Source organism: Streptomyces sp. NPDC050121, assembly GCF_044460385.1.
Classification (GTDB): Bacteria; Actinomycetota; Actinomycetes; order Streptomycetales; family Streptomycetaceae; genus Streptomyces; species Streptomyces soliscabiei.
Genome location: NZ_JBITJV010000011.1, coordinates 32,707 through 58,111 on the forward strand (window position 1 = coordinate 32,707; position 25,405 = coordinate 58,111).

Annotated in this window: 23 protein-coding genes and 2 pseudogenes; 14 read left to right on the plus strand and 11 right to left on the minus strand. The window is 71.1% G+C overall.

All coding sequences use genetic code 11. The features are described 5' to 3' along the window. Nucleotides 1–17 precede the first annotated feature (17 nt). Nucleotides 18–539, plus strand: a complete 522-nt coding sequence (locus ACIBTS_RS18445) for a carboxymuconolactone decarboxylase family protein (RefSeq protein ID WP_399320539.1) — start codon at nucleotides 18–20, stop codon at nucleotides 537–539. 39 nt (nucleotides 540–578) lie between these two features. Here ACIBTS_RS18445 and ACIBTS_RS18450 read toward each other — a convergent pair whose 3' ends face one another. The 3 genes from ACIBTS_RS18450 to ACIBTS_RS18460 form a co-directional block, all read right to left on the minus strand. Continuing rightward, nucleotides 579–2,066 (minus strand): glutamate synthase subunit beta, encoded by a 1,488-nt coding sequence (locus ACIBTS_RS18450; protein ID WP_399320795.1) that lies wholly within the window; start codon nucleotides 2,064–2,066, stop codon nucleotides 579–581. Nucleotides 2,067–2,240: 174 nt separating this feature from the next. Then, the gene (locus ACIBTS_RS18455) at nucleotides 2,241–2,720 is read right to left on the minus strand and encodes a DUF1772 domain-containing protein (RefSeq protein ID WP_399320541.1); all 480 of its coding nucleotides are present in this window, start codon (nucleotides 2,718–2,720) and stop codon (nucleotides 2,241–2,243) included. A gap of 56 nt (nucleotides 2,721–2,776) precedes the next feature. Then, a complete protein-coding gene (locus tag ACIBTS_RS18460) occupies nucleotides 2,777–3,580 on the minus strand; it encodes a DUF2293 domain-containing protein (RefSeq protein WP_399320543.1) in 804 nt (267 codons plus the stop codon). A gap of 145 nt (nucleotides 3,581–3,725) precedes the next feature. Here ACIBTS_RS18460 and ACIBTS_RS18465 point away from each other — a divergent pair, with 145 nt between their 5' ends. The 3 genes from ACIBTS_RS18465 (at nucleotide 3,726) to ACIBTS_RS18475 (ending at nucleotide 5,465) form a co-directional block, all read left to right on the plus strand. Further along, nucleotides 3,726–4,367 (plus strand): uridine kinase, encoded by a 642-nt coding sequence (locus tag ACIBTS_RS18465; protein WP_399320545.1) that lies wholly within the window; start codon nucleotides 3,726–3,728, stop codon nucleotides 4,365–4,367. Nucleotides 4,368–4,422: 55 nt separating this feature from the next. Beyond that, nucleotides 4,423–4,941 (plus strand): PPOX class F420-dependent oxidoreductase, encoded by a 519-nt coding sequence (locus ACIBTS_RS18470; protein WP_399320546.1) that lies wholly within the window; start codon nucleotides 4,423–4,425, stop codon nucleotides 4,939–4,941. A 104-nt stretch (nucleotides 4,942–5,045) separates the two neighbouring features. Further along, a complete protein-coding gene (locus ACIBTS_RS18475) occupies nucleotides 5,046–5,465 on the plus strand; it encodes a CBS domain-containing protein (RefSeq protein WP_319677340.1) in 420 nt (139 codons plus the stop codon). 52 nt (nucleotides 5,466–5,517) lie between these two features. Here the strand turns inward: ACIBTS_RS18475 and ACIBTS_RS18480 are convergent, their stop codons facing one another. Then, nucleotides 5,518–6,645 (minus strand): magnesium and cobalt transport protein CorA, encoded by a 1,128-nt coding sequence (locus ACIBTS_RS18480; RefSeq protein ID WP_399320549.1) that lies wholly within the window; start codon nucleotides 6,643–6,645, stop codon nucleotides 5,518–5,520. Nucleotides 6,646–6,901: 256 nt separating this feature from the next. Here ACIBTS_RS18480 and ACIBTS_RS18485 point away from each other — a divergent pair, with 256 nt between their 5' ends. Continuing rightward, nucleotides 6,902–7,696, plus strand: a complete 795-nt coding sequence (locus ACIBTS_RS18485) for a methyltransferase (protein WP_399320550.1) — start codon at nucleotides 6,902–6,904, stop codon at nucleotides 7,694–7,696. A gap of 604 nt (nucleotides 7,697–8,300) precedes the next feature. Here the strand turns inward: ACIBTS_RS18485 and ACIBTS_RS18490 are convergent. Beyond that, on the minus strand, nucleotides 8,301–9,296 hold the full coding sequence (locus tag ACIBTS_RS18490) for a carbohydrate kinase family protein (protein ID WP_399320552.1): 996 nt from the start codon (nucleotides 9,294–9,296) through the stop codon (nucleotides 8,301–8,303). A 107-nt stretch (nucleotides 9,297–9,403) separates the two neighbouring features. Beyond that, nucleotides 9,404–10,312 (minus strand): pseudouridine-5'-phosphate glycosidase, encoded by a 909-nt coding sequence (locus tag ACIBTS_RS18495; RefSeq protein ID WP_399320553.1) that lies wholly within the window; start codon nucleotides 10,310–10,312, stop codon nucleotides 9,404–9,406. Between the two features lie 104 nt (nucleotides 10,313–10,416). On the opposite strand from ACIBTS_RS18495, the gene ACIBTS_RS18500 reads away from it, so the two are divergent. Then, nucleotides 10,417–10,845, plus strand: a complete 429-nt coding sequence (locus tag ACIBTS_RS18500; RefSeq protein WP_319676596.1) for a VOC family protein — start codon at nucleotides 10,417–10,419, stop codon at nucleotides 10,843–10,845. 31 nt (nucleotides 10,846–10,876) lie between these two features. Here the strand turns inward: ACIBTS_RS18500 and ACIBTS_RS18505 are convergent, their stop codons facing one another. The 3 genes and pseudogenes from ACIBTS_RS18505 to ACIBTS_RS18515 all read right to left on the minus strand — a co-directional run. Next, a complete protein-coding gene (locus ACIBTS_RS18505; RefSeq protein ID WP_399320555.1) occupies nucleotides 10,877–12,151 on the minus strand; it encodes an MFS transporter in 1,275 nt (424 codons plus the stop codon). Nucleotides 12,152–12,294: 143 nt separating this feature from the next. Further along, nucleotides 12,295–12,849, minus strand: coding sequence for a methylated-DNA--[protein]-cysteine S-methyltransferase (locus ACIBTS_RS18510; protein WP_399320557.1), 555 nt, complete (start codon nucleotides 12,847–12,849; stop codon nucleotides 12,295–12,297). Between the two features lie 31 nt (nucleotides 12,850–12,880). Next, nucleotides 12,881–13,558: pseudogene (locus ACIBTS_RS18515) on the minus strand (glycerophosphodiester phosphodiesterase family protein); the annotation flags it as partial. A 278-nt stretch (nucleotides 13,559–13,836) separates the two neighbouring features. Here ACIBTS_RS18515 and ACIBTS_RS18520 point away from each other — a divergent pair. From ACIBTS_RS18520 to ACIBTS_RS18550, 7 genes and pseudogenes are all read left to right on the plus strand, one after another. Then, complete coding sequence (locus ACIBTS_RS18520) at nucleotides 13,837–14,703, plus strand: MHYT domain-containing protein (RefSeq protein ID WP_319676599.1); 867 nt, start codon at nucleotides 13,837–13,839, stop codon at nucleotides 14,701–14,703. An 84-nt stretch (nucleotides 14,704–14,787) separates the two neighbouring features. After that, a complete protein-coding gene (gene uvrB, locus ACIBTS_RS18525; RefSeq protein WP_319676600.1) occupies nucleotides 14,788–16,932 on the plus strand; it encodes an excinuclease ABC subunit UvrB in 2,145 nt (714 codons plus the stop codon). 161 nt (nucleotides 16,933–17,093) lie between these two features. Then, a complete protein-coding gene (locus ACIBTS_RS18530) occupies nucleotides 17,094–17,672 on the plus strand; it encodes a TerD family protein (protein ID WP_079663041.1) in 579 nt (192 codons plus the stop codon). 58 nt (nucleotides 17,673–17,730) lie between these two features. Beyond that, a complete protein-coding gene (locus tag ACIBTS_RS18535) occupies nucleotides 17,731–19,752 on the plus strand; it encodes a TerD family protein (RefSeq protein ID WP_399320559.1) in 2,022 nt (673 codons plus the stop codon). A gap of 222 nt (nucleotides 19,753–19,974) precedes the next feature. Next, complete coding sequence (locus ACIBTS_RS18540; protein ID WP_399320561.1) at nucleotides 19,975–20,976, plus strand: TerC/Alx family metal homeostasis membrane protein; 1,002 nt, start codon at nucleotides 19,975–19,977, stop codon at nucleotides 20,974–20,976. Between the two features lie 126 nt (nucleotides 20,977–21,102). Continuing rightward, complete coding sequence (locus ACIBTS_RS18545; protein WP_399320815.1) at nucleotides 21,103–21,288, plus strand: hypothetical protein; 186 nt, start codon at nucleotides 21,103–21,105, stop codon at nucleotides 21,286–21,288. Further along, nucleotides 21,285–22,390 (plus strand): annotated as a pseudogene (locus ACIBTS_RS18550) (calcium:proton antiporter). Before ACIBTS_RS18545 ends, ACIBTS_RS18550 begins: the two are co-directional and overlap by 4 nt. On the opposite strand, the gene ACIBTS_RS18555 reads toward ACIBTS_RS18550, so the two are convergent. Together ACIBTS_RS18555 and ACIBTS_RS18560 are read right to left on the minus strand one after the other, a co-directional pair. Beyond that, nucleotides 22,380–23,684: an MFS transporter gene (locus tag ACIBTS_RS18555; RefSeq protein ID WP_399320563.1), complete on the minus strand. Its 1,305-nt coding sequence runs from the start codon at nucleotides 23,682–23,684 to the stop codon at nucleotides 22,380–22,382. The pseudogene ACIBTS_RS18550 and the gene ACIBTS_RS18555 sit on opposite strands and share 11 nt — an antisense overlap. Nucleotides 23,685–23,746: 62 nt before the next feature. Further along, complete coding sequence (locus ACIBTS_RS18560; protein WP_399320797.1) at nucleotides 23,747–24,793, minus strand: S66 peptidase family protein; 1,047 nt, start codon at nucleotides 24,791–24,793, stop codon at nucleotides 23,747–23,749. A 98-nt stretch (nucleotides 24,794–24,891) separates the two neighbouring features. Here ACIBTS_RS18560 and aroQ point away from each other — a divergent pair, with 98 nt between their 5' ends. Continuing rightward, entirely contained in the window at nucleotides 24,892–25,365 is a 474-nt protein-coding gene (gene aroQ, locus ACIBTS_RS18565; RefSeq protein ID WP_319670495.1) for a type II 3-dehydroquinate dehydratase, read from the plus strand. Nucleotides 25,366–25,405: the final 40 nt, after the last annotated feature.

Consider the following 25,405-nt stretch of genomic DNA (forward strand, 5'->3'; position numbering starts at 1 on the left):
CCCGTAGGTTGAAGGACATGACGACGAACACGGCAACGAACACGACCATGAACACGGCGACGAACAGCGCGACTGACACGCCGGCCAACCCGACTCGCCTCGACTTCGGGAAGAGCGCCCCCAAGGCGTTCCGCGCCCTCATCGGCTTCGACGCCGCAGCCCGCGAGGGCCTCGACCCCGCCCTGGTCGAACTGATCCAGATCCGCTCCTCGCACCTCAACCACTGCGCGTACTGCCTCCACATGCACACGAACGACGCCCGCAAAGCCGGCGAGAGCGAGGACCGCCTGCACATGGTCGCGGTCTGGCGCGAGGCCCGTCACTTCTTCACGGAGAAGGAACAGGCGGCCCTGGCCCTGACGGAAGCGGTCACGCTGGTGGCCGACGGCGGCGTCCCCGACGACGTCTACACCGAGGCCGCCGCCCGCTTCGACGAGCGGGAGCTCGCCCAGGTACTCGCCCTCATCTGCACGATCAACACCTGGAACCGGGTGGCCCTGGCGACGGCGAAGGTGGCGGGGACGGACGAGCGCCGCTGAGCGGCATTCCCCGCGGCGCGCTCCCTCGATGCGGCGATGCTAGACGTTCATCGGCCGGTCGTACGGCCCGATGGGCGTCGGCAGCCGGGAGTTCCCCGTCAGATGGCGGTCGACGGCCGCCGCGACCGCCCGCCCCTCCGCGATGGCCCACACGATCAGCGACTGGCCGCGCGCCGCGTCCCCCGCGGCGAACACTCCGGGAACGTTCGTCGCGAAGCCGCCGTCCCGCGCGATCGTGCCGCGCGGCTCCAGCGTCAACCCCAGCTGCTCGACGAGCCCGTCCTCCCGGTCGGGCCCGGAGAAGCCGAGGGCGAGCAGCACGAGGTCGGCGGGGAGCGCCCGACCGGTGCCCTCCACCGGCCTGCGCCGCGCATCGACCTCGACGAGGTGCAGCGACCGCACATGCCCGCTCTCGTCGCCGGTGAAACGGAGCGTGGACGCCGCGAACAGTCGCGCGTCCGCGTCCGCCGCCGGCGCGGACTCCAGGTCACGCGCCTCCTCGTGCGCCGCCGAGAGCCGATAGATCTTCGGATACGTTGGCCAGGGGTCGACGTCCTCGTCGCGATCTGCGCCGGGCTGCGCGTAGATGTCCAACTGGGTCACGGACGCGGCGCCCTCGCGAACCGCCGTGCCCAGACAGTCGGCCCCTGTGTCGCCCCCGCCGACGATGACGACGTGCTTTCCGGCGGCGGACATCGGGGACGCCTCCAGATCGCCCTCGCACACCCGGTTGGCCAGCGGCAGGTACTCCATCGCCTGCTGGATGCCAGTCAACTCCCGCCCCGGAACGTGCAGTTCCCGCCACTCGGTGGCCCCGGTGGCGATCACCACGGCGTCGTAGCGCGCCCGCAGGTCGGCCGCCATGACGTCGCGCCCGATCGTCGTCGACGTACGGAACTTGGTGCCCTCCGCCCGCATCTGCTCGATCCGCCGCTCGAGGTGATGCTTCTCCATCTTGAACGCGGGGATGCCGTACCGCATCAGCCCGCCGATCCGGTCATCCTTCTCGTAGACGGCGACCGTGTGCCCGGCCCGGGTCAACTGCTGGGCCGCGGCCAGCCCGGTGGGCCCGGAACCGATCACCGCCACCGTCTTCCCCGACAACCGGTCCGGCGGCCTCGGCGGCGTGAAACCGTCCGCCCAGGCCCGGTCGGCGATGGCGGCCTCGACGTTCTTGATGGTGACGGCCGGCTGGTTGATGGCGAGGACGCACCCGGCCTCGCACGGCGCCGGACACAACCGGCCCGTGAACTCGGGGAAGTTGTTCGTCGCGTGCAGCCGGTCGCTCGCCGCCCGCCAGTCCTCCCGCGACACCAGATCGTTCCACTCGGGGATCAGATTGCCGAGCGGACAGGCCTCGTGGCAGAACGGTATGCCGCAGTCCATGCAGCGGTCGGCCTGCTTGCTGATCAGGGGCAGCAACGCCCCGGGGACATACACCTCGTCCCAGTCCCGGACCCGCTCCTCGACCGGCCGGCGCGGCCAGTCCTGGCGGGGTGTGGTCATGAATCCCTTGGGATCGGCCATGGGCGTCTTCCTCGCGTACGCGTACAGCAGGCCGAGCGTCATCGGGCGGCACTCTTTCGGCCACGATACGTCCCGTCGGGCACCCGCGCAGAGTGGCGGACAGCGCTTTCTCCGATGTTCTTCCGCGTTCTTCCGCGTTCTTGTGCGTTCTCCCGCGTTCCTTCTTGTTCTTCCTCAGACCAGGGCCAGGACATACACGACCGCCGACGCCGCCGACGCGACGGCACGCACATGGTTCCACCTCGTCCACTCACGCACATAGGTCGGCCAGTACGTGACGGCCTCCGGCGTGCCCGGCTCCAGCTTCATCAGCGCCTCATTGCGGGGCACGTTCGCCATCACGGTCACCCCGAACACACCGCACAGGTACAGCCCGCTGCCCAGCAGCAGATGAACCGTTCCGTCGTCCGGCAACAGCACGAACGTCACCACGGCGATCACCGCGCACAGCGCCGCGGAGCCGAGGAACAGCACCATGAACGCCGGCGTCAGAGCCGAGGCGTTGATCGCGTTCATCGCGGCGACGCCCTGCGCGGGCGTCAGCGCGGCGAGCCCCCGCATCACCAGCACCGAGAACGCACAGAAAACCCCGGCCATCAGCCCCGTCACCAGAGCGCCCAGCATCGCGAGCACCAGATACGGCCCATCGATCATGACAACGTCAACTCCCACCCGTCGAGCGGAGATCTTGCCCCGTACCGTTCATCACCTCAAGTGAAACCTTGTTCATGATCGTGACCGTGGCCGAAACGCCCGGTGACGTGACTTACTGGGTGTGACCTAGGGGGTGGGGCCCCCTCCCCCTCCCCGCCCTCCCCACCCGCCCCGCCCGCCCCACTCCACTCCCGCAGTCGCCCCTCCACCTCGCCCGCGATCCGCCGGCGGGCCTCGTGTCGGGGCACGCCGCTCATCAGGAGCCGGTCGTACGGCGTGTCCAGATGCCGTACGGACGCCACGACCGCGGAGATGACCGCGCCCTCGGACAACGCCCGCCCGGCGGCGCTGCGCCCCACCCGGCCACTGCCCCGCAGCGAGGCGTGTGCCGCGATCCCCCGCGCCCGCTCTCCCGGGCAGCCCGGAAACAGCCGCAGGATCTCCGCCGCGAACGTCTCCGCGAACTGCTCGTCCTGCGCCGCCCGCCGCCGCGCGTCCCGCACCCGGCGCCGCCGCCGGGCCTCGGCGTCCGCCAGGCATCGTTCCTCGGCCCGTGCGAGCGCCGCCTCCTCGACGAGGACGCCCTGCCGCTCGTACCGTCCCTTGCGCCGGTTGAACCGGACGACCACCGCCGAGAGCCCGCTCTCCTCCCGCGACCTGCGCGTCAGCGCCGTGTCCCCGCGTGGCAGGAACACCAGATGCCCCAGATCGGCACAGTCGAGGCAGCGCGGCGCGGTGTCCTCCAGGACCAGCATCGGCTGCGGCCCGCGACGACACCCGGCGCAGTGCTTTCGCCGTAGCGGCTGGATGACGAGAAGCCCGGTACGGGGTGCGGGAGTTGTGAGGGGTGCGCTTGCCATGGGGGCTTCATTCCCCCTGGTGGGCGCGGCGGCACCTGGTCGACGAGGCATGTCCTCCTTACGACGGGAACCCTCCCCTCGCCGAGCTGCCCGCAGCCCGTGGGTGCCGCGAGGTCGAGGCGTCCAGGCTGGTGGCTGACGCATCATGGGCCGTGTGCGACTCGAAGCGATCACCTGGGAACGGCTCGGCGACCTCCTTGCCGAGCGGCTGCTCGATCTGAAGCCGGACGACGGCAGTCCGTGGCGGCGCGTCGCCTTCGACGGCGCGCCGGCGGCCCGCCCCGGAGATCTCGCCGAGCGCGTCGCCGAGGCCCTGCGCACCCGCGGACGTCCCTCCCGTGTCGTGGACACGCACGGCTTCCTGCGCCCCGCGTCTCTCCGTCTGGAGTACGGCCATCACGACGTGGAGGCCTACTACGACGGCTGGTTCGACACCGGCGCTCTGTGGCGCGAGGTGTTCAATCCCCTCGAACCCGACGGCGACGGACGGATCCTGCCCGATCTCCGGGACCCTGTCACGGACCGCGCGACCCGCAGTCCCTACGTCCAACTCCCGCCTGGGGGCTTCCTGTTGCTGCATGGTCCTCTCCTGTTGCGCCACTGGTTCCCCTTCGACCTGTCCGTGCACGTCCTCCTTTCCTCGGCGGCCCTGCGTCGCCGTACCGCCGAAGCCGACCAATGGACGCTGCCCGCCTTCGAGCGCTATGCGCAGGAGACCGATCCGGCCGCCACGGCGGATGTCCTCGTCCGTGCGGACGATCCTCGTCATCCGGCGTGGGGTGGCTGAATCGCGGATCGATGAACCGCTTTTAAATGCGCGTGCATGTAAGTAGTCTGACGTCATGACGATCTCCGCAAGCACTGCCGCACCCTCCGCCGCCTCTCACTCCGCCGCCTCCGTCCCCTCCGCCGCCTCCGTCCCCACCGGCGCCTCCGAGGGCACCGTCCCGTCCGTCCCCACTGTCCCTTCGGTCTCCTTCAGTGACTCCGCTCGTGCTCTCCTCGACGGCAGGAACTTCGCCGCCGTGGCCACCCTCGGGCCGGACGGCGCCCCGCAGAACTCGGTGGTCTGGATCAAACGCGAGGGCGACACCGTCCTCTTCTCCTCCACCGACGGGCGCCAGAAGGTGCGCAACCTCCGTCGTGACGCCCGTATCAGCCTCTCGGTCTTCGACCTCGCGAACCCGTACACCTCGGTCGAGATCCGTGGCACCGCCGAGATCCTCCCGGACCCTGACAAGCGGCTCCCGCACGAGCTCTCGCACAAGTACCTCGGCATCGACCCGCCCGCCGAGAAGGACGACGAGGTACGCCTGATCATCCGCGTCGTCCCGCAGCGGGTCCTCGGCTTCTCGGCCTGAGGAGTTCCAGGTGCGGGCCCATGGCGGCGCGGCGAGAATATGGGGTGCCGGGATTAGCGGTGCCGCCCGCGCCGCGCCGGCCGTCCGGCACCAGGAGGTACCTCATGACCACCGCCGGAGACATCATGCACCGGGGCGCCCAGTGGATCCCCGCCGACGAGACCCTCGACCGCGCCGCCCAGTTGATGCGCGAACTGAACGTGGGGGCGCTGCCCATCAGCGACGAGAACGAGCGCCTCTGCGGCATCCTCACCGACCGGGACATCGTCGTCGGCTGCGTGGCCATGGGACACGACCCCGCACAGGTCACCGCAGGGGAGATGGCCCAGGGCACACCGCGCTGGATTGACGTGGGAGCCGACGTCGGTGAGGTGCTCCAGGAGATGAAGGGTCACCAGATCCGCCGGTTGCCCGTCATCGAGAACAAGCGCCTCGTGGGCATGATCAGCGAGGCCGACCTCACCCGGCACCTCAGCGAGGACCAACTCGCCACCTGGGCCGAGAGCGTCTACGCCAGGACATGACCCGACCGGCACTGACGACTGCGCCGGCCGTCGCCCCGACGGAACCGGGCGCTCAGAGCCAGCCGTTGCGCCGGAAGCCGCGGTACAGGACCCAACAGGCGACGGATATCACGCCGATGACCAGCGGGTAGCCGAACCTCCAGCGCAGCTCCGGCATGTTGTCGAAGTTCATGCCGTACACCCCGCAGACCATCGTCGGCACGGCGATCACCGCGGCCCAGGCCGTGATTTTCCGCATGTCCTCGTTCTGTGCCACCGTGACCTGTGCCAGATGCGCCTGCAGGATCGAGTTGAGCAGCTCGTCGAAGGCGGCGATCTGCTCCGTGGCCCGCAGCAAGTGGTCGGAGACGTCCCGGAAGTAGGCCTGTATCTCCTGATCGATCACCCGGACCGGCCGGTCCGCGAGGTCCAGCAGCGGACGGCCCAGCGGCACCACCGCCCGCTTCAGCTCCAGGAGTTCACGCTTGAGCTGGTAGATGCGCCCCGGGTCGGTCCGCGCACCGTCCTCCGCGAACACGTCCGTCTCGACCTGGTCGATGTCGGCCTGCACGGCGTCGATGACGTTCAGGTAGTCGTCGACGACGTGGTCGGCGATCGCGTGCAGCACCGCCGACGGCCCCTTGCCGAGCTGCCTCGGATCGGCCTCCAGCTCCTCGCGCAGCGGGCCGAGCGAACCATGCCGTCCGTGCCGCACCGTGATCACGAAGTCCGGGCCGACGAACACCATGATCTCGCCGGTGTTGACGACCTCGCTGGTCGCCGTGAGCTCCTCGTGCTCGACGTAGCAGACCGTCTTGAACACGGCGAACAGCGTCTCGCCGTATCGCTCGACCTTCGGCCGCTGATGTGCCTCGACCGCGTCCTCGACCGCCAGCGGATGCAGGTCGAAGAGCTCGGCGATGCCCGCGAACTCCTCGTTCGTCGGCTCGTGCAGGCCCAGCCACACGAAACCGTGACCGCTCTTGCGCACCCGCTCCACGGTGTCGACCAGATCACCGCCGCGCGGGGCCCGGACGCCGTCCCGGTACGTCACGCAGTTCACCACCGAGGAACCCAGCGGGGATCGCGCGGGGTGACTCAGGTCGACCCGCGGGCGCCGCCGGGCCAACCGCGCCACCCTGCGCAGACCGCCGCCCCTTCCGAGGCCGGTGACCTTCCGCAGATTCCCTGCCATGGTCATCTGGGACTCCTTGCGTGGATCTCCTCGCGCCGCATTCCTGCGCCCTGGCCAGCCAGTCTGCCAGGCCCGCGTATGCCGTGGGTAAGCCTGTGGAAAGGGCAGGTTCCGCTTTGTTCCCGCCTGTGGACAACGGGACTTCGCACTGCTCACGAGAGCGACGGCCGTCCTTTCCCGCCACGGGTTCCCGACTTCCGCGCTCCTGATCCCGGCCGCGTCGACCACCTCCGGCACGCCGGACAACTGGGATGATCGCCGCATGACGCGATCCGACGGGTACCTTCTCGACAACCGGCAGCCCGAGGCGGGGGAACGCTTCGACGCCTTCGCCGCCCTCTTCGACGCCACGACGTTCCGCCACCTCGAAGGGTTGGGGATCGGACCCGGCTGGCGGTGCTGGGAGGCCGGCGCCGGCGGCTCCTCCGTGGTGTCCTGGCTGGCGAAGAAGGTCGGCCCGACGGGCAAGGTCCTCGCGAGCGACATCGACACCTCCCGGCTGGCGTCGGTCGCCCGCCCGCCGGTCGAGGTACGCGTCCACGACCTCGGCGCCGAGGAGCCGCCGATGGAGGGCTTCGACCTGGTGCACGCCAGGCTCGTCCTGGTCCATGTGCCGGACCGGGACCGGGCGATGCGCTCGATGGTCAAGGCCCTGCGCCCCGGCGGACGGCTCCTGATCGAGGACGCCGACCCTGCCCTGCAGCCCCTGCTCTGCCCCGACGAGCACGGCCCGGAACAGCAGCTCGCGAACCGTCTGCGACACGGCTTCCGCCAGCTCCTCGCCGGCCGGGGCGCCGACCTCTCCTACGGTCGCAAGCTCCCGCGTCTGCTCCGCGAGGCCGGGTTGCGCCGGATCGAGGCCGACGCCTACTTCCCCGTCACCTCACCCGCCTGTGCCGCGCTGGAATCCGCGACGGTCCGACAGATCCGCGACGAGCTCGTCCGGGCGGGCCTCGCGACCGACGAGGACATCGACCGGCACCTGGCGAACGTCGCCGCCGGCGGCATGGACCTGGCCACCGCACCGATGATCTCCGCATGGGGCCGAAAGGCCTAGCAACCCACCCGCCGAACCCCGAGACGCCGAACGCCACCCCGTCCCCTCGCCGGACTCCGGTCCGGCCCCCGCCGAACGCACCCCGGTCCCCCTGCCGAACGCCATCCCGGCCTTCAGGCGAACTCCGGCCCGGCCCCCGGCGAACCTTGTCCTGGCACCGCCTCCCGGCGAACTCCGTGCCGCCGTCCCGCCGAACCTCGGCCCTGGGACTCTCGGGCCCAGCCCCGGCCCCCGCCGAAATTCCGGCGCGGCCTCCGGCGAACCTTGCCCGGGTCCCCCCCAGCACCCCCGGCGAACTCCGGCCCGGCGTCCCGGCGAACTCCGGTTCCGGCGTCCCGCCGAACCTCGGTCCCGGCATCCTTTCGGGGTTGCCCTGCCCGGAACCCCCCTTGCCCCCCAGCCCCCTTACCCGCCTTCCGTCGGACCTGGGCACCGTCCCCCCGGGAATCTCGCCCGTACCCCGTACCCCGTACCCCGTACCCCGTACCCCGTACCCCGTACCCCGTGCCGGGACCGGGGCCGTACCCTGTGCCGGGGCCCGTGTTGGGCTTCTGCCGCGCGGCCCGCCGGGTCTGTGGGTCGGGACTTGCGCGTTCAGGTGGTCTCAGCCGGTGTGGGCCGGGGCCGTCGGCGACGTCAATCCGTGGTGCGGGGCGGGTGGTCTGCCGCCCACATGTCGCACTGCCCGGGCCCCCGCTCGGCAGCCCTCTGCCGCCGCGGCCTCGGTGTCGGCGCCGGCCAACAGCGCGGCGAGGAACGCTCCCGTGAAGGCGTCGCCGGCGCCCGTGGTGTCCCGGGGGGTCGCCGGAGTGGCGGGTACGCGGGCGAGCACGGCGCCGTTCCTGGCCACCAGCGCACCGTCAGCCCCCTGCTTGGACACCACCAGCGGGACCTGACGGCTCAGCTCTGCCGCCGCGGCCGCCGCATCGGCCAGGCCGGTGAGCAGACGGGCCTCGTCACGGCTGGGCAGCAGCACGTCCACGCCCTCGACGAGGGACAGGAAACGGTCGGCGCCCAGTTCCACCAGGAAGCCCGCCGACGCCGGATCGAGGCTCACCGGCACCCCACGCGCGCGTGCCGACGCCAACGCCGTACGCACCAGGGCGCGCCCGGACTCCGAGAACAGCAGGTATCCCGACAGGTGCAGTCGGCCGACCCCGTCCAGAAGGGCTTCCGACCAGTCGTCGGGGTCGAGTCGCAGGGCCGCGCCGCTGTCGGTGAGGAACGTCCGCTCGGCCGCGGCGTCCGTGTCGACCAGGCAGATCACCGTCCCCGTGGCCGCCTGCGGATCGACGACGAGCCGGGGCCGTACCCCACCGGCGGTCAGTTCCCGTTCGTGCCAGGCCGCCGACTCCGCGCCCACCCGGCCGAGGAGCCGTACGTCCGCACACCCCCAGTGCGCCGCCCAGCACGCCACGTTGGCACCCGCGCCGCCGGGCAGGGTCCGGATCACGGACGCCGTGTCGGTCCCCGAGGCCAGCGGTCCCCGATGCCGGGCGACGACGTCCGTCACGACGTCCCCGACGACCAGCAGCGCCCCACGCCCCGGATCCGCAGGCGCGTCGGAGCCGGACGGCGGGTCCGCGCCGGGCCCTGGCACCCGACCCCGCCCACCGCCACTGCCACCGCCACTGCCACTGCCACCGCGACTGCCACCGTGGCCGCGATTGTGGCCGCGATTGTGGTCCGCGCCGTCCGGTTGTCCGGTCATGCTTCGGCCCACGCCGCCGCGATCCGCGCCGCCAGCCGCACGTTGCCGCGCACCGCCGCCAGATTGGCGCTCAGAGACGCCCCCTCGGTGTGCCGGACCAGGTAGTCGAGCAGGAACGGAGTGACGCCCTGGCCGGTGACGCCCGCCTCCTCGCACGCGTGCAGCGCGTCGGCGAGCACGCGCGTGTGCAGCTCGGGATCCAGCTGCTCCTCCTCGGGAACCGGATTGGCGACGATCAGCGCCGAGTGCGATGCTCCGAGCGCGTCCTGAGCCCGCATCACCTCGGCCACCTGCTGCGGGGTCTCCAGCGTCCAGTCCACGGGTTGACCCGAGTCCGACAGATAGAACCCCGGGAAGCGGTCGGTGCCGTACCCGGCGACGGCGATGCCCAGTGTCTCCAGCCGCTGCAAGGTCGCCGGCACGTCCAGAATCGACTTCACCCCTGCGCACACGACCGTGATCCGTGTACTCGCCAGCAGCCCCAGGTCCGCCGACTCGTCCTGGGTGACCGTCCACTCCCGGTGCACGCCGCCGAGCCCGCCCGTCGCGAACACCCGTACGCCCGCCAGCGTCGCCAGGAGCGCCGTCGCCGACACCGTGGTCGCCCCGCTCGCCCCGGAGGCCACCGCGAGCGGCAGGTCGCGATGGCCCAGCTTGCGGAACCCGTCCTCGTTGGCGACGCGCTCCAGCTGCTCCTTGTCCAGACCCACATGGGGACGCCCGTCCAACACTGCGATCGTCGCCGGCACGCCGCCCTGCGCGCGTACGACCGCCTCCAGCTCCAGCGCCACCTGCAGGTTGCGCGGGCGGGGCAGCCCGTGCGAGATGATCGTGGACTCCAGGGCCACCACGGGTCGACGCGCGTCGACCGCGTTCCGCACCTCTTCCGACACCACCAGCACCACGCGCCCGCCTCCTGTCCCTCCGTCGACTCTCCCCTCATCTCTGGCGGGCGGCACGTCGGGTCAAACCCTTGCGGCCTGTGGGGGAGGACACCAGCCTGGGAAGCATGACGGACAACACGACACGTCTGGACCACGTCGTCCTGTGGGTGCGCGACCCCGTCGCCGCCGCCGGCTTCTACGACAAGACCGTCGGCCTGGAGCCGGTCCGGCTCCCCGAGTTCGCCGCCGGCAAGGAACCTTTTCCCTCCGTACGTGTCAACGAGGAGGCGCTTCTCGACCTCATGCCCGTGTCGATGGCGGAGCGCATGAAAATGCTCCCCGGCGCCGCCGACAGCGCGGGGCACCCCGTGAACCACGTCTGCCTCGCCTTGCCCCGGGGCCACTTCGACGCCCTGCGCGCCCGCCTGGAGGAGCGCGCCGTGCCCGTCTCGGACGTCTCGCACGGCTCCTTCGGCGCCCGCGGCGAGGCCACGCGCAGCTTCTACTTCCGCGACCCGGACGGCAACGTCATCGAGGCACGGCACTACGACTGAGGTGCACCCGACTGAGGTGCACCCGCCGGAGCTACTTCCGGCTCCGGGTGAACAGCAGGAGGGCGGTCAGGGGGAGCAGCAGACCGGCCGCGGCGGCGTTGAGCCACGCGTAGCTCGCCTGCGCGACCACGAGCCCGGCGATCGCCCCGCCGACCCCCGCCGAGGTGTTCATGGTGAGGTCGGAGAACCCCTGGGCGGCCGCCCGCGCGGACGACGGCACCGCGTCCGTGAGCAGCGCGGAACCGGACACGAGCCCGGCCGACCAGCCCACACCGAGGACGAAGAGACCGACGGCGGTCTGGCCGTGGCTGTCGCCGGCCGTCCCCGCCAGGAACACGGCGAGGGCGATCAGCCCGGCCGCGAGCCCTGTCACCGAGAGGCGCCCCACCCGGTCCGTCAGTCGCCCCATCAGCGGCGCGAACGCGTACATGCCCGCGATGTGCCCGCTCATGACCAGCCCGATCAGATCGATGCCCGCCCCGTGGCGGGTGAGGTCGACGGGGGTCATCGACATGACGGAGACCATCGCCGTGTGCGACACGGCCACCGTCACGAGCGCGAGCCGGGCGCGCGGCGAGGCGGCGACGGCCGCCAGACCGGCCCGCAGGGAACGGGCTGCGGGGGAGCGCTCCTCCTCCGGAGCGAGCGCGCGGGCCGTCAGCAGCGGGTCGGGGCGCAGCAGCACGGCCACCACGGCCGCCGCCAGGACGAAGATTCCGGCCGCCCACAGGAAGGGGCCCGACGCCGCGGGTATCCCGAGCCCGGCAACGCTCCGGCCGGCGGGCGCGGCGATGTTCGGGCCGACGACCGCACCGACGGTGGTCGCCCACACCACGTTCGAGATGGCGCGGGCGCGCCGATGCGGCTCGGCCAGGTCGGCGGCGGCGAACCGGGCCTGAAGGTTGGCCGAGGAGGCCGCGCCGAAGGCGGCCATGCCGCACAGCAGCAGCGGGAAACTTCCGATCCGCGCTGCCGCCACGACGACGCCGGCGCCCAGGGCGCCCACCAGATAGGCCAGCACCAGCCCCGGCCGGCGCCCGCGCGCGGTCATCAGGGCGGCCATCGGTATCGACAGCACGGCGGTGCCGGCGACGGTCGCGGTGGGCGCGAGCCCGGACAGCGCCTCGCGGCCACTGACCTGCCGGGCCAGTACGGCGGCCAGCGCGATGCCGGTGGCGACGCCGAGCCCGCCGAGGATCTGGCTGGTGACCAGCACCGCCGTCGTACGACGGCGCAGGGCGGGCAGCAGATCGGCGTCGACGGGCGCAGCGGCGGCGCGCTCGACGGCCGTCACGGTGCGCGCCATATCGCCGCACGGCCGTGGTGATCGGTGAGAAGTGTGGTCACCGGCGCAGTCTCCCCCCTGCCGTCCGCCCCGCCCAGATCGCGGAATGCCTCGGACCGTCTCGGCCCCGCCTCGGGACCGCTCGACCCGTTTCGGTACGCCCCTCAGAACAGCGGTTCTGGCAGGACACCTTCCAGAGCGAGCAGTTTCCGCTTGGTCTCCAGACCGCCGCCGAACCCGCCGATGCCGCCGTCGCTCTCCACGACCCGGTGGCAGGGCACCACGACCGGCAGGGGGTTGGACCCCATCGCCACCCCCACCGCCTGCGCGGCCCTCGGCTGTCCCACCCGCTTGGCCAGATCTCCGTAGCCCACGACCGCGCCGTACGGGACGCCGGAGGCGAGTTCGCGCAGCACCTGCCGGTTGAAGCCCGAGATCAGGGACCAGTCCAAGGGCAGCTCGAAGTCGCGCCGGTCACCGGCGAAATAGGCCTCGACCTGTCGTATCGCCTCGGCCAGCAGCGGGGAGTCGGGTGCCTCGACGGGTTGCGTGCCCAGCCGGCCCGCCAGCCGGTCGAGGGTCTTGTCGCGCACCGCGTCGGTGGCGTGGAACACGACGTTGAGCAGACCCTCGCGGGTCGCGGCCAGCAACAGCGGGCCGATGTCGGTGCCGACGACGGTCCACACGACCTGCTGCTCGTACTGCCCATGGCTGTCCATGCGCCCACGGTAAGGCCTGCCACTGACAACGCCCCGAGGACCGTCGAACGTCGGCACCCGTCCACGTCAGTACCAGTATCGGGCCCGCCGCACCGCATCCGGCTTGTGCGAGATGACGCCGTCTCCGCCGTACATGCACGGCGGAGACGTATCCCCCGGACAGGGGACCTGTACGACGGGCTGATGAGGTCGGCGAAGGCCGCGTACCGGGGCAGGTCGGCGACGGCCGGCCTGCCGAGCAGGTCGGTGCGCATGGCAGGCTTCAGCTCGAGCTTCTGGTGGTTGTGTTCCACCCCGTCGACGTACCCCTTCAGCGTCGGCACGCGCGCGCCCGCGTACGTGGCATCGAACCAGCCGCCCGCGTCGAGCCGTGCGATCTCGGCCGTGGTGAAGTCCTTCACCTTCCAGGGAACACGGCCGGGAAACACCTCCTCGGCGTCGGTCGTACGGCGGAGACTGTCGTCGTGGATCACCACGAGCCCGCCGTCCCTTGTGCGCCGGACGTCGATCTCCACCCAGCCGATGCCGGTGAGGCGGCCTCGTCGACGGCGTCCAGGGTGTTCTCGGGGGCCTGGGCGGAGGCGCCCCGGTGGGCGATCACCGAGGGCCGGGAGACGATGCCCGCCCGGACGTCGTGGACCGGCGGCAGGAGGGCGACGGTGCTCAGGCCCACGGCGGTGGTCGTGGCGGCACCTACGCGCGCGTGCATGCGTACTCCTCGCAGCGGGCGATCACACACAGCTCAACTCTGACAGCAGACGGTCAACCGTGAGGGAGCGTCAGAGATGCAGGATGACCACAGAATGAAAGGAGACGCCCGGGGCCGCTCACTGGTGCCGCACATGTGGGGCAAGGGCGTGTTTCTTTGCCGGAAAATCGTTCGACCATTCCGGTGGCAGTCATACTCTCTCTCAGCCTTGACCGCACTCAGCGGTCCTGAGAGGGGCGTTCAGGGAAATCCACCAACAGGGCGAAGGGCAACCGCGCATGCAAGGCTCGGTCGACGGTTTCAGCTACGGACTCGTCACACCGCTGGTGGCCTTCCTCATGGCCTGCCTCGGTGGTGCTCTCGGTCTGCGCTGCACCACCAGAGCCGTGCTCGTCGCCCACTCCTGGCGTCCCGGCTGGCTCGCCCTCGGCTCGGCGGCGATCGGCTCCGGCATCTGGACCATGCACTTCATCGCGATGATCGGCTTCACGGTCGAAGGCGCCCCGATCCACTACGACAAACCGATGACCTACGCCAGCCTGGGCGTCGCCGTACTCATGGTGGGCGTCGGGATCTTCATCGTCGGCTACAAGGGCGCGACCGGCACCGCGCTGTTCACGGGGGGCACCATCACCGGCCTGGGCATCGCGTCGATGCACTACCTGGGCATGGCCGGGATGCGCTTCAACGGCACCTTCGAGTACAACACGCTCACCGTGGCCGCCTCCGTCGCCATAGCGATGGCCGCCGCCACCGCCGCCCTGTGGGCCGCGGGGCAGGTCAGGGGGTTCCTGTGGAGCGTGGGCGCCAGCCTTGTCATGGGCCTGGCGGTCACCGGCATGCATTACACCGGCATGGCCGCCCTGAGTGTCCATCTGCACACCACCGAGGCCCCGGCCACGGGAGACTCGGCCGCCGCCCTCCTCGCGCCGATGCTGATCGGCCCCCTGGCCTTCCTCTGTCTCGCGGGCATTGTCGTGATGTTCGACCCGCTGATGGTCATGGGCAAGCCCGACTGGACGCGCGCCGAGCACAAACCCGGCGTCCCGGCGCATCCGTCGGCCTCGTACTCGTCGCGCCGCCCCCAGTTCCGCGGCCGCCGGAAGGTGGCGCACCGCGAGTCCCGGACCCCGCAGAACCGCTGAGGCCCGCCGCGCGGCCTCGCCGCTCGCCCCCGCGAAGCCCCTGATCGGACCCCGTTGTCAGTGGGGGGTCGTACGGTGGATGACATGCGGCCCGTTTCCCACATCGAACGCACGGTGGCGCCTTTCGAGGTCGTCAGCCCCTACCAGCCCAGCGGCGACCAGCCGACGGCCATCGCCGAGCTGGCCAAGCGCATCGAGGCAGGTGAGAAGGACGTCGTCCTGCTCGGCGCGACCGGCACCGGAAAGTCCGCGACCACCGCGTGGATGATCGAGAAGCTCCAGCGCCCCACCCTGGTGATGGCGCCGAACAAGACCCTGGCCGCCCAGCTGGCGAACGAGTTCCGCGAACTGCTGCCGAACAACGCGGTCGAATACTTCGTCTCGTACTACGACTACTACCAGCCCGAGGCGTACGTCCCGCAGTCGGACACCTACATCGAGAAGGACTCCTCGATCAACGAGGAGGTCGAGCGCCTGCGCCACTCCGCGACCAACTCGCTGCTCACCCGTCGTGACGTCGTCGTGGTCGCCTCGGTCTCCTGCATCTACGGCCTCGGCACCCCGCAGGAGTACGTGGACCGGATGGTCCCTCTCCGGGTCGGCGACGAACTCGACCGGGACGAGCTGCTGCGCCGCTTCGTCGACATCCAGTACACGCGCAACGACCTGGCCTTCACCCGCGGCACCTTCCGGGTGCGCGGCGACACCATCGAGATCTTCCCGGTCTATGAGGAGCTCGCCGTCCGCATCGAGATGTTCGGCGACGAGATCGAGGCCCTGTCCACGCTGCACCCGCTCACGGGCGAGATCATCAGCGACGACCAGCAGCTGTACGTCTTCCCCGCCTCCCACTACGTCGCGGGACCCGAGCGCCTGGAGCGGGCGGCCAACGACATCGAGAAGGAGCTCGGCGAGCGCCTGGCCGAGCTGGAGAAGCAGGGCAAGCTCCTGGAGGCCCAGCGGCTGCGCATGCGCACCACGTACGACCTGGAGATGCTTCGTCAGATCGGCTCCTGCTCCGGCGTGGAGAACTACTCGATGCACTTCGACGGCCGCTCGCCCGGCTCCCCGCCGAACACCCTGCTCGACTACTTCCCGGACGACTTCCTGCTCGTCATCGACGAGTCCCATGTCACAGTCCCGCAGATCGGCGCCATGTACGAGGGCGACGCCTCCCGTAAGCGCACCCTCGTCGACCACGGTTTCCGGCTGCCCTCGGCGCTCGACAACCGTCCCCTGAAGTGGGAGGAGTTCCAGGAGCGCATCGGGCAGACCGTCTATCTGTCGGCGACGCCCGGCAAGTACGAGCTCTCGCGCGGGGACGGCGTCGTGGAGCAGATCATCCGCCCCACCGGCCTCATCGACCCGGAGGTCGTCGTCAAGCCCACCGAGGGCCAGATCGACGACCTGGTGCACGAGATCCGCGGGCGGGTCGAGAAGGACGAGCGCGTCCTGGTCACCACGCTCACCAAGAAGATGGCCGAGGACCTCACCGACTACTTCCTGGAACTCGGCATCCAGGTGCGCTACCTGCACAGCGACGTCGACACGCTGCGCCGTATCGAGCTGCTGCGCGAGCTGCGCGCCGGCGAGTTCGACGTGCTGGTCGGCATCAACCTGCTGCGTGAGGGCCTCGACCTGCCCGAGGTGTCCCTGGTGGCGATCCTCGACGCCGACAAGGAGGGCTTCCTGCGCTCCGGCACCTCGCTGATCCAGACCATCGGCCGAGCGGCACGCAACGTCTCCGGTCAGGTCCACATGTACGCCGACAAGATCACCCCGGGCATGGAGCGGGCCATCGATGAGACCAACCGCCGCCGGGAGAAGCAGGTCGCCTACAACACGGCGAACGGCATCGACCCGCAGCCGCTCCGCAAGAAGATCAACGACATCGTCGCCCAGATCTCCCGCGAGGAGGTCGACACCGAGCAGCTGCTCGGCTCGGGTTATCGCGCGAAGAAGGACGGCCGGGGCACCAAGGCTCCGGTGCCGTCCCTCGGAGACAAGGCGGCCAGGGGCGCGAAGGCCAAGGCGGCCAAGGGCAAGGCGAAGGAGACGGTGCCGACCGACCGTCCCGCGGCCGAACTCGCCGGGCAGATCGAGGAGATGACGGAACGGATGCGGGCTGCTGCCGCGGACCTGCAGTTCGAGGTCGCCGCCAGGATCCGCGACGAGGTCTCCGAGATGAAGAAGGAACTGCGCCAGATGAGGGAGGCGGGTCTGGCCTGACGGACCCGTGCGGCCGCTGTGCCCAGGCCGCCGACGCGCTGTGTTGCAAGACCGACACAAAGTGCGGGCCTGGGTACGGCACTGTCAGTGCCTTTGCGTAGGGTTTCCGACAACCGCGGGGTCCGCGGCAACAGGGGACAGTCCGAGAGGGGAATCAGCGCGTGACCGTCAACATGACCAAGGGTCAGGCCATCAGTCTGCAGAAGAACGACGGGGGCAGCCTGACCGCGGTGCGCATGGGTCTCGGCTGGCAGGCGGCCCCGCGTCGCGGCCTGTTCGGCTCCCGGACCAGGGAGATCGACCTCGACGCCTCCGCGGTTCTGTTCGCGGACAAGCAGCCGGTCGACGTCGTCTTCTTCCGTCACCTGGTGAGTGACGACGGCTCCGTCCGTCACACCGGTGACAACCTCGTCGGCGGTGTCGGCCAGGGCGGCGACGACGAGGCGATCCTCGTCGACCTCGCGCGCGTGCCGGTCCACATCGACCAGATCATCTTCACTGTCAACTCCTTCACCGGGCAGACGTTCCAGGAAGTGCAGAACGCGTTCTGCCGTCTGGTCGACGAGACCAACGGCCAGGAACTCGCGCGCTACACGCTCGCGGGCGGCGGCGCCTACACCGCCCAGATCATGGCGAAGGTGCACCGCGTGGGCGGTGGCTGGAACATGACGGCCCTGGGCACGCCGGCCAACGGCCGCACCTTCCAGGACCTGATGCCCGCGATCCTGCCGGCGCTGTAGGAAACCCGGGCGAGCGGCACACGACAACATCACACGCGACGCAGGGGGACGACAGGCGATGACGGCCGAGTTGGTGCGGGGGCAGAACCACCCGCTCTCCCAGGTCCGGCTCGAGATCCGGGTCTCGGCCGGCCGGCCGGTCGTGGCGGCTGCCACGCTCGGCGACGAGAACGGCAGGGTTCACGGCGTCGAATGGGTGGCCCATCCGGGCGTACCCACGCTGCCCGGCCTGGAGGTCTCCCGGCAGGCGGCCGCCGACCACCGCCTCGCGGTGGACCTGGACGCCATGCCGGCGGCCGTGCACCGCGTCGCCGTCCTGCTCGCGCTGCCGACGGGCGTCGGCGGGCCGGTCAGCTTCGGCTCCGTCGCGGCCCCCTTCGTCGCGGTCACCGGCCTCGACGGCACGGAGGTCGCCACCTTCACCCTCACCGGCCTGGACGCGGAGTCGGCGGTCGTCGCGCTGGAGCTGTACCGGCGGCAGGGCGCCTGGAAGGTGCGCGCCGTCGGCCAGGGCTACGCGGGCGGCCTCGCCGAACTCCTCACCGACCAGGGCCTGCCGCAGGCGCATCGGCTCGCGGCCGGTATCAACGAGGCCGTCGCCCATGGGCTGGCCCGCTCGGTGTCGGCCCCGCCGCGTACGGCCGACGGCGACCGCTCCCGGCAGGCCGCCGCCTCCGCGCTCGGCCCGGACCAGAGCGGCTCGCCGTACGGCGCTCAGGGCACTCAGGGCGCCACCGGCCCGTACGGTCCGGCCCAGGACCCGCAGGGTCCCTCGGGCCCGGGCCACCCGGCGGGGACCCCGCCGATGGGCCCCGCGGCGGCCACCCAGCCGACGCCGTCGGTGGCGCCGGCCGGCGGCGGTCCGATCGACTACAGCCACCCGCGCCGGCAGAACGCGGCGCCGCCCCCGCCTCCGCCCACCGCGCCCCCGGCCCAGCCGGGGCAGGCCGCCCGGCCCGTCGCGGGTGACGCGACCGGCTGGTCCATGGAGGAGCGGCTCTACAACCAGGTCTGGGGCATGTTCGAGGACCTGGCCCGCACGATGGCCGCGTACCGCAGCGCCGTCGACTTCGCCGACGCGCGGATGGAGAAGGAGCTCGACCAGGTCCTGTCCGACCCGCGCAGCAGGATCGGCGGCCAGGGCGACGCCGCCCGCGAGGCGGCGCAGGCGAGGTACGCCCAGCTTGTCGGCCAGGCCCGGGAGGCCCTGGAGCGGGATCTCGTCCAGCTCGGCGCCGAGGCCGACGTCGTCGAACCGGCGCTGCCCGCCGCGTACGCGCGCTGGGACAACCCCGTCTGGCAGGCCTACCGGGTGCCCATGGAGATGCCCATGGCACTGCGCCTGGGCGACCTCCAGCTGCCCGAGAGCGACCCGCTGCGCATTCCCATGCTGGTGCGGCTCCCGCTGGAGCGCGGCCTGTGGATCGACAGCGGGGTGTCGGCCTCGTCCGACGGGGGGTTCGCCGACTCCCACGATCTGCGGCGCCTCGCCATGGAGTCGGCCGTGGCGCACACCGCCCGGCTGCTGGCGGTGCACCCGGCGGGCGAGTTCAGCGTGCACGTGATCGACCCGGCCGGTTCGGGCGCCCGGGAACTGACGCCGCTGGTGCACAGCGGGGTGCTCGCGGAGCCGCCCGCGGCGGGCGCGGCAGGCGTCGCGGCGGTCCTGGGCCGGCTCACCGAGCGTGTCGACCTGGTGCAGATGGCGGTGCGCGCCGGTGCGGCCGACTCGCTTCCGCCCGGGTTCGACACCGCCCAGCAGCTCCTGGTCGTCAACGACTTCCCGCACGGCTTCGACGACCGCGCCGTGAACCAGCTGCGCTACCTCGCGGACGAGGGGCCCGCCGTCGGCGTCCATCTGATGATGGTCGCCGACCGGGAGGACGCCGACGGTTACGGTCCGTTGCTGGACCCGCTGTGGCGTGGGCTGCTGCGGCTGACGCCCGTGCCCGACGACCACCTCGCCGACCCCTGGGTGGGGCATGCCTGGACGTATGAACCGGCTCTCGTGCCGCCCGGCAGCCAGGTGCTCCAGCAGGTTCTCGGCCAGGTGGCGACGGCTCGTACCAAGTACTCGTAAAGAGCCCCTACCTGGGGACTTGGCATTTCTTTTGCCAATCGCTTTACCTTTTCTTGGTGGTTGGGTACTGTTTTCCCTACGGAGGGGAGTACTCCCTGCTGCGGCGTACCCGTCAATACGGATCAGGCCTGATCCCGGGGCGTCGGCCCGTCCTCGGGTGGAAGAGACCTCCGGCAGCGCGACGACGCTGATTACCTGCCGTTACGTACTGCCGGAGGCGCAGTGGATGTTTCTTTGACCCTGTGGGTCCTGACCATCGTGGGCCTGGCGGCCCTCATCGCGGTCGACTTCTTCATCGGCCGCAAACCGCACGACGTGTCTATCAAGGAAGCGGGGATCTGGACGGTCGTCTGGATCGCCCTGGCCGGGCTCTTCGGGCTCGGGCTGCTGGTCTTCGGCGGCGGCGAGCCCGCCGGCGAGTTCTTCGCGGGCTTCATCACCGAGAAGTCGCTGAGCGTCGACAACCTCTTCGTCTTCGTCCTGATCATGGCGAAGTTCGCGGTCCCGTCGCAGTACCAGCAGCGGGTCCTGCTCGTCGGCGTCCTCATAGCCCTGGTGCTGCGGGCGATCTTCATCGCCGCGGGCGCGGCCATCCTCGCCAGCTTCGCGTGGGTGTTCTACATCTTCGGCGCCTTCCTCATCTGGACCGCCTGGAAGCTCATCCAGGAGGCCCGCACCGACGAGGAGGACGAGGAGTTCGAGGAGAACAAGCTGCTCAAGGCCGCCGAGCGCCGCTTCGGCGTAGCCGACCGCTACCACGGCACCAAGCTGTGGATCGAGCAGAACGGCAAGCGGGTCATGACCCCGATGCTGGTCGTGATGCTCGCCATCGGTACGACCGACGTGCTCTTCGCGCTCGACTCGATCCCGGCGATCTTCGGCCTGACGCAGGACCCGTACATCGTCTTCACCGCCAACGCGTTCGCGCTGATGGGCCTTCGACAGCTGTACTTCCTCATCGGCGGCCTGCTGAAGAAGCTGGTCCACCTCAGCTACGGCCTGTCGGTCATCCTCGGCTTCATCGGCGTGAAGCTGGTACTGCACGCGCTGCACGAGTCCGGGGTCCACGTCCCGGAGATCAGCATCCCGGTCTCGCTCGGCATCATCTGCTCCGTCCTGATCATCACCACGATCACCAGCCTGCGCGCCTCGAAGAAGCAGGCGGCGGCCGAGGCGGCGCAGACGGCGAGCGAAGGCGCTCCGAAGGACAGCATCGGCGCCTGACCACGCACGACGTAGGAACAACCACCCCCGGGAGGGGTGCGCGGCGAATCGCCGACCACCGCTCCCGGCGCTTCCTTGGGGACTGGGCGTTTCCAACGGGGGGCGCCCGATCCGGGTGGAGGCACCATGAGCGCACCGCAGCGGTTCGTCCAGATCATCGACCTCGAGACCGGCCGCATCGACGAGATGCGGGCACTGGCCGAGGAGGGGGAACAACGCCTCACGGGCCGGCCCGACGGCCCGACCCGCCGCCTCGTCCTCAAGGACAGGAGCCGGCCCAACCGCTACCTCGCGGTGATCGGGTTCGACTGATCGCTCGGCTCAGGCCGGTCACGACCCGGTGGTCGTCCCTCGTGTCGGCGCTGGCGGTCGTCCTGCTCGCCCTGACCTGGGGGCGCGACCTGCCCGGCGCGATCGTCGCACTAGTGACGCTGGTCCTCGCCGGAGCCGTCCTGGCCGCCGTGCGCCACGCGGAGGTCGTCGCCCACCGGGTCGGCGAACCCTTCGGCTCCCTCGTCCTCGCGGTCGCCGTGACGATCACCGAGGTCGCCCTGATCGTCACGCTGATGGTGGACGGCGGCGACAAGAGCGCGACGCCGGCCAGGGACACCGTCTTCGCGGCCGTGCTGATCACCTGCAACGGCATCGTCGGCCTGTGCCTCCTGGTCGCCTCCCTGCGCCACGGCACGGCGATCTTCAACCCGGAGGGCACGGGCGCCGCCCTGGCGACCGTGGCGACCCTGGCCACGCTCAGCCTCGCCCTGCCCACGTTCACCACCAGCAGACCGGGCCCGGAGTTCTCCGGCGTCCAGCTCACCTTCGCCGCACTGTCCTCGCTGATCCTCTACGGCATGTTCGTGGCGACGCAGACCGTCCGGCACCGCGACCATTCCTGCCGGTCACCCGACAGGGAGACGTGATCACCGCGGACGACCACGCCGGCGCCCCGACCTCCAAGGCCGCCCTGATCAGTCCCGGCCTCCTCGGATTCGCCCTGATCGACGTGGTGGGCCTCGCCAAAGGCGTCTCGCCCACCACCGAGTCCGGAGTGGAAGCCGCCGGCCTCCACCACGCCGTCGTCGGTGTGATCACCGCCCTGCTCGTGCTGCTCCCCGAGACCATCGCGGCCCCGCGCTCCGCCCGCCGCGACCGGGTGCGGACCAGCCTCAACCTCGCACTCGGCTCCGCGATGGCGCTGGTCGGCATCGGGCTCACCGTGCCCGCGGTCGCCCTGGCCTCGGTCTGGCTTTCCGGCCCGCTCGTCCTCGGTCCCGGCTCCACCCACATGGTGCTGCTGGCGCTGACCGTCGTGGTCAGCTCGCTGACGGTGGTCCCGGGGCGGGCCACGCCGCTGCAGGGCGGTGTCCACCTGGTGCCGTTCGCGGCGTATCTGGAACTGGCGATCAATCCGTGACGGGCGCCGCGACGGCCGCCGGCACCGGCCGCGTCTCCGGCAGCAGGGCGAAACAGCCCAGGCTGAGCAGGGCGATCCCCGTCAGATACGCGCCCACACCCCACGGGACGCGCGCCGAGTGCTCCGCGAGAGCCGTCGCCACGATCGGGGTGAGCGCGCCCCCGAGGACCCCGCCGAGGTTGTAGCCGACCGCCGCACCGGTGCAGCGCACGCGCGGGGCGTACAGCTCCGGCAGATACGCTGCGATCACCGCGAACATCGTCACGAACGCGACCAGCGCCCCCAGGAAACCGAGGAACATCGGCAACGGCTCGCCGGTCGCGAGGAGCGCGACCATCGGGAACATCCACAGCGCGGCCGCCGCGCATCCGGCGAGGCACAACGGCCGTCGGCCCAGGCGGTCACCGACCATCGCCATCACCGGCGTCAGCGCGCCCTTCACCACCACGGCGGCCATGATGCAGGTCAGCATGACGGTACGGCTCACCCCGAGCCGCTCCGTCGCGTACGCCAGCGACCAGGTCGTCACGGCATAGAAGATCGCGTACCCGGCGGCGAGCGCGCCGGCGGTCAGCAGCACGAGCCGCCAGTGGTCGCGCACGACCTCGGCGAGCGGCACGCGCGCGTGGTCGTCGAGCTCCAGGAACCGCGGGCTCTCGGGCAGCGACGACCTGAGCCACAGCCCGAGCACGGCCAGCGCCCCGGCCGCCCAGAACGGCACCCGCCACCCCCACTGCGCGAACTGCGCCTCGGACAGCGTCGCCGACAGGGCCAGCACCACTCCGTTGGCGAGCACGAAACCCACCGCGGGCCCGACCTGCGGGAAGCTCGACCACAGCGCGCGCCGCTCGGCGGGTGCGTGCTCCACGGTCAGCAGTACCGCGCCGCCCCACTCCCCGCCGAGCCCCAGCCCCTGCAGGAAGCGCAGCACGAGCAGCAGCAGGGGAGCGGCCACCCCGACCGTGTCGTACGTCGGCACACAGCCCACCGCGACCGTCGAGGCGCCGGTCAGCAGCAGGGAGACGACGAGGACCGGCCGGCGTCCGTGCCGGTCGCCGACATGCCCGAACAGCACCGATCCCAGCGGCCGGGCCACGAACCCCACCCCGAACGTCGCGAACGCGGCCAGCGTCCCCGCCAGCGGCGAGAACGTGGGGAAGAACAGCGGCCCCAGGACCAGCGCGGCCGCGGTCCCGTAGACGAAGAAGTCGTAGAACTCGATGGCGGTCCCGGCGAGCGAGGCGGCCGCGAGCCGCGGCATGGAGGGCGTCTTCACGGTGCGTACGTCGTGCATGCCGCGTCAACTACCCATGGTGACCGCCGGTTACGGGGGCGTACGGGAGTGGTCGGCTCCGGTCAGTACGTGACGGTGATGCGCCGGGCGGGTCCGTCGACGCGTACGAGGCCCCCGTAGGGGATGACGAGCTGGGGGTCGGTATGGCCGAAGTCCACGTCGAAGACGATCATGGTGTCGGGAGCGTAGGCCCGCATCGCGCGCAGGACGGCCTCGCGCTGCTCGGCTGCGTAACGAGCGGCCTCCTGCGGGCTGTTGGGCTGCTGGAAGGACCAGGTCTTCGCCCGGCCCATCAGCAGCGCGGAGAAGCGCCGCAGCAGCCCGCGTTCGCCCATGTTCCGCAGGGTGTAGAAGACCTCCGTCGCGCTCGGCATGTCCTCGGAGGTCTCCAGGAGCAGCACCCCGCCGTCGTACTCGGACAGGTCGCGTGCGATCTCCCGGTCGGCCATCAGCAGCCAGCCGACGATCTCCAGACAGCCGCCCCAACTGCGGCCCTCCACCACCCGGTCGGTGTTCTCCCAGGTCCATCCGTCGCCGGGCCGGGTCGCAGGCTCCGTGTCGAAGGTGGCCGGGTCGGCCCAGTCGCCGTTGACGTCGTTCCAGCGCTCGGCGGGCCCGAGTTCGTACTCTCCCGAGGCGAACAGCGCGGCCCGCAAGGAGTCGGCGGTCTGCGGGTGCATGGCACCGGGGCGGCCCAGCTCGCACATCACGGTCGCGCCGTGGAAGCCGACGATTCCGGTGTTGCGCAGGTAGGTGAGCAGGTTGGTGTTGTCGCTCATCCCGAAGAACGGCTTCGGGTTCGCGCGGATCAACTCCCGGTCGAGGAGGGGCAGCACGGTGATCTGGTCGTCGCCGCCGATCGACGCCATGACCGCCTTGATGTCCGGATCGGCGAACGCGGCGTGGATGTCGTCGGCACGCTCCTGCGGTGTCGAGCCCATGGTGCGGGTGGCCGGGTACTCCACCGGTTCGAGCGCGTAGTCCTTGCGCAGCCGCTCCAGGCCCAGTTCGAAGGGGCGCGGGAAGAGGCCGGGCAGGCCGGTGCCGGGTGAGACGACGGCTATGCGGTCACCGGGGGAGGGCTTGGGCGGATACGAGATCATGGCCAGGACAATAGGAGCCGTGGCCCGGTCCACGCATCGTGATAAACCGGGGCCCGAGCAGCGGTCACCTACGGCCGCCCCACCGCCGAACGACCGGAGGAACCGTGCCCCGCACCCTGGCCAACGCCCCGATCATGATCCTGAACGGCCCCAACCTGAACCTCCTGGGCCAGCGGCAGCCGGAGATCTACGGGTCGGACACGCTCGCCGACGTCGAGGCGATGTGCGTGAAGGCGGCGGCCGCGCGCGGCGGCACCATCGACTTCCGTCAGTCCAACCACGAGGGCGAGCTGGTCGACTGGATCCACGAGGCGCGGCTCGACCACTGCGGCATCGTGATCAACCCGGGCGCCTACTCGCACACGTCGGTCGCGATTCTGGACGCACTCAACACCTGCGACGGCCTGCCCGTGTTGGAGGTCCACATCTCCAACATCCACCGGCGCGAGGCCTTCCGGCACCACTCGTACGTCTCGCTGCGGGCCGACGGCGTCATCGCGGGGTGCGGTGTGCAGGGGTATGTGTTCGGGGTGGAGCGGGTGGCAGCGCTGGTGGGGGCGGCGCGGGCGGAGGCGTAAGCCCCGGCGACCAGGCGCACGGTCCTTACAGGCGCGCACG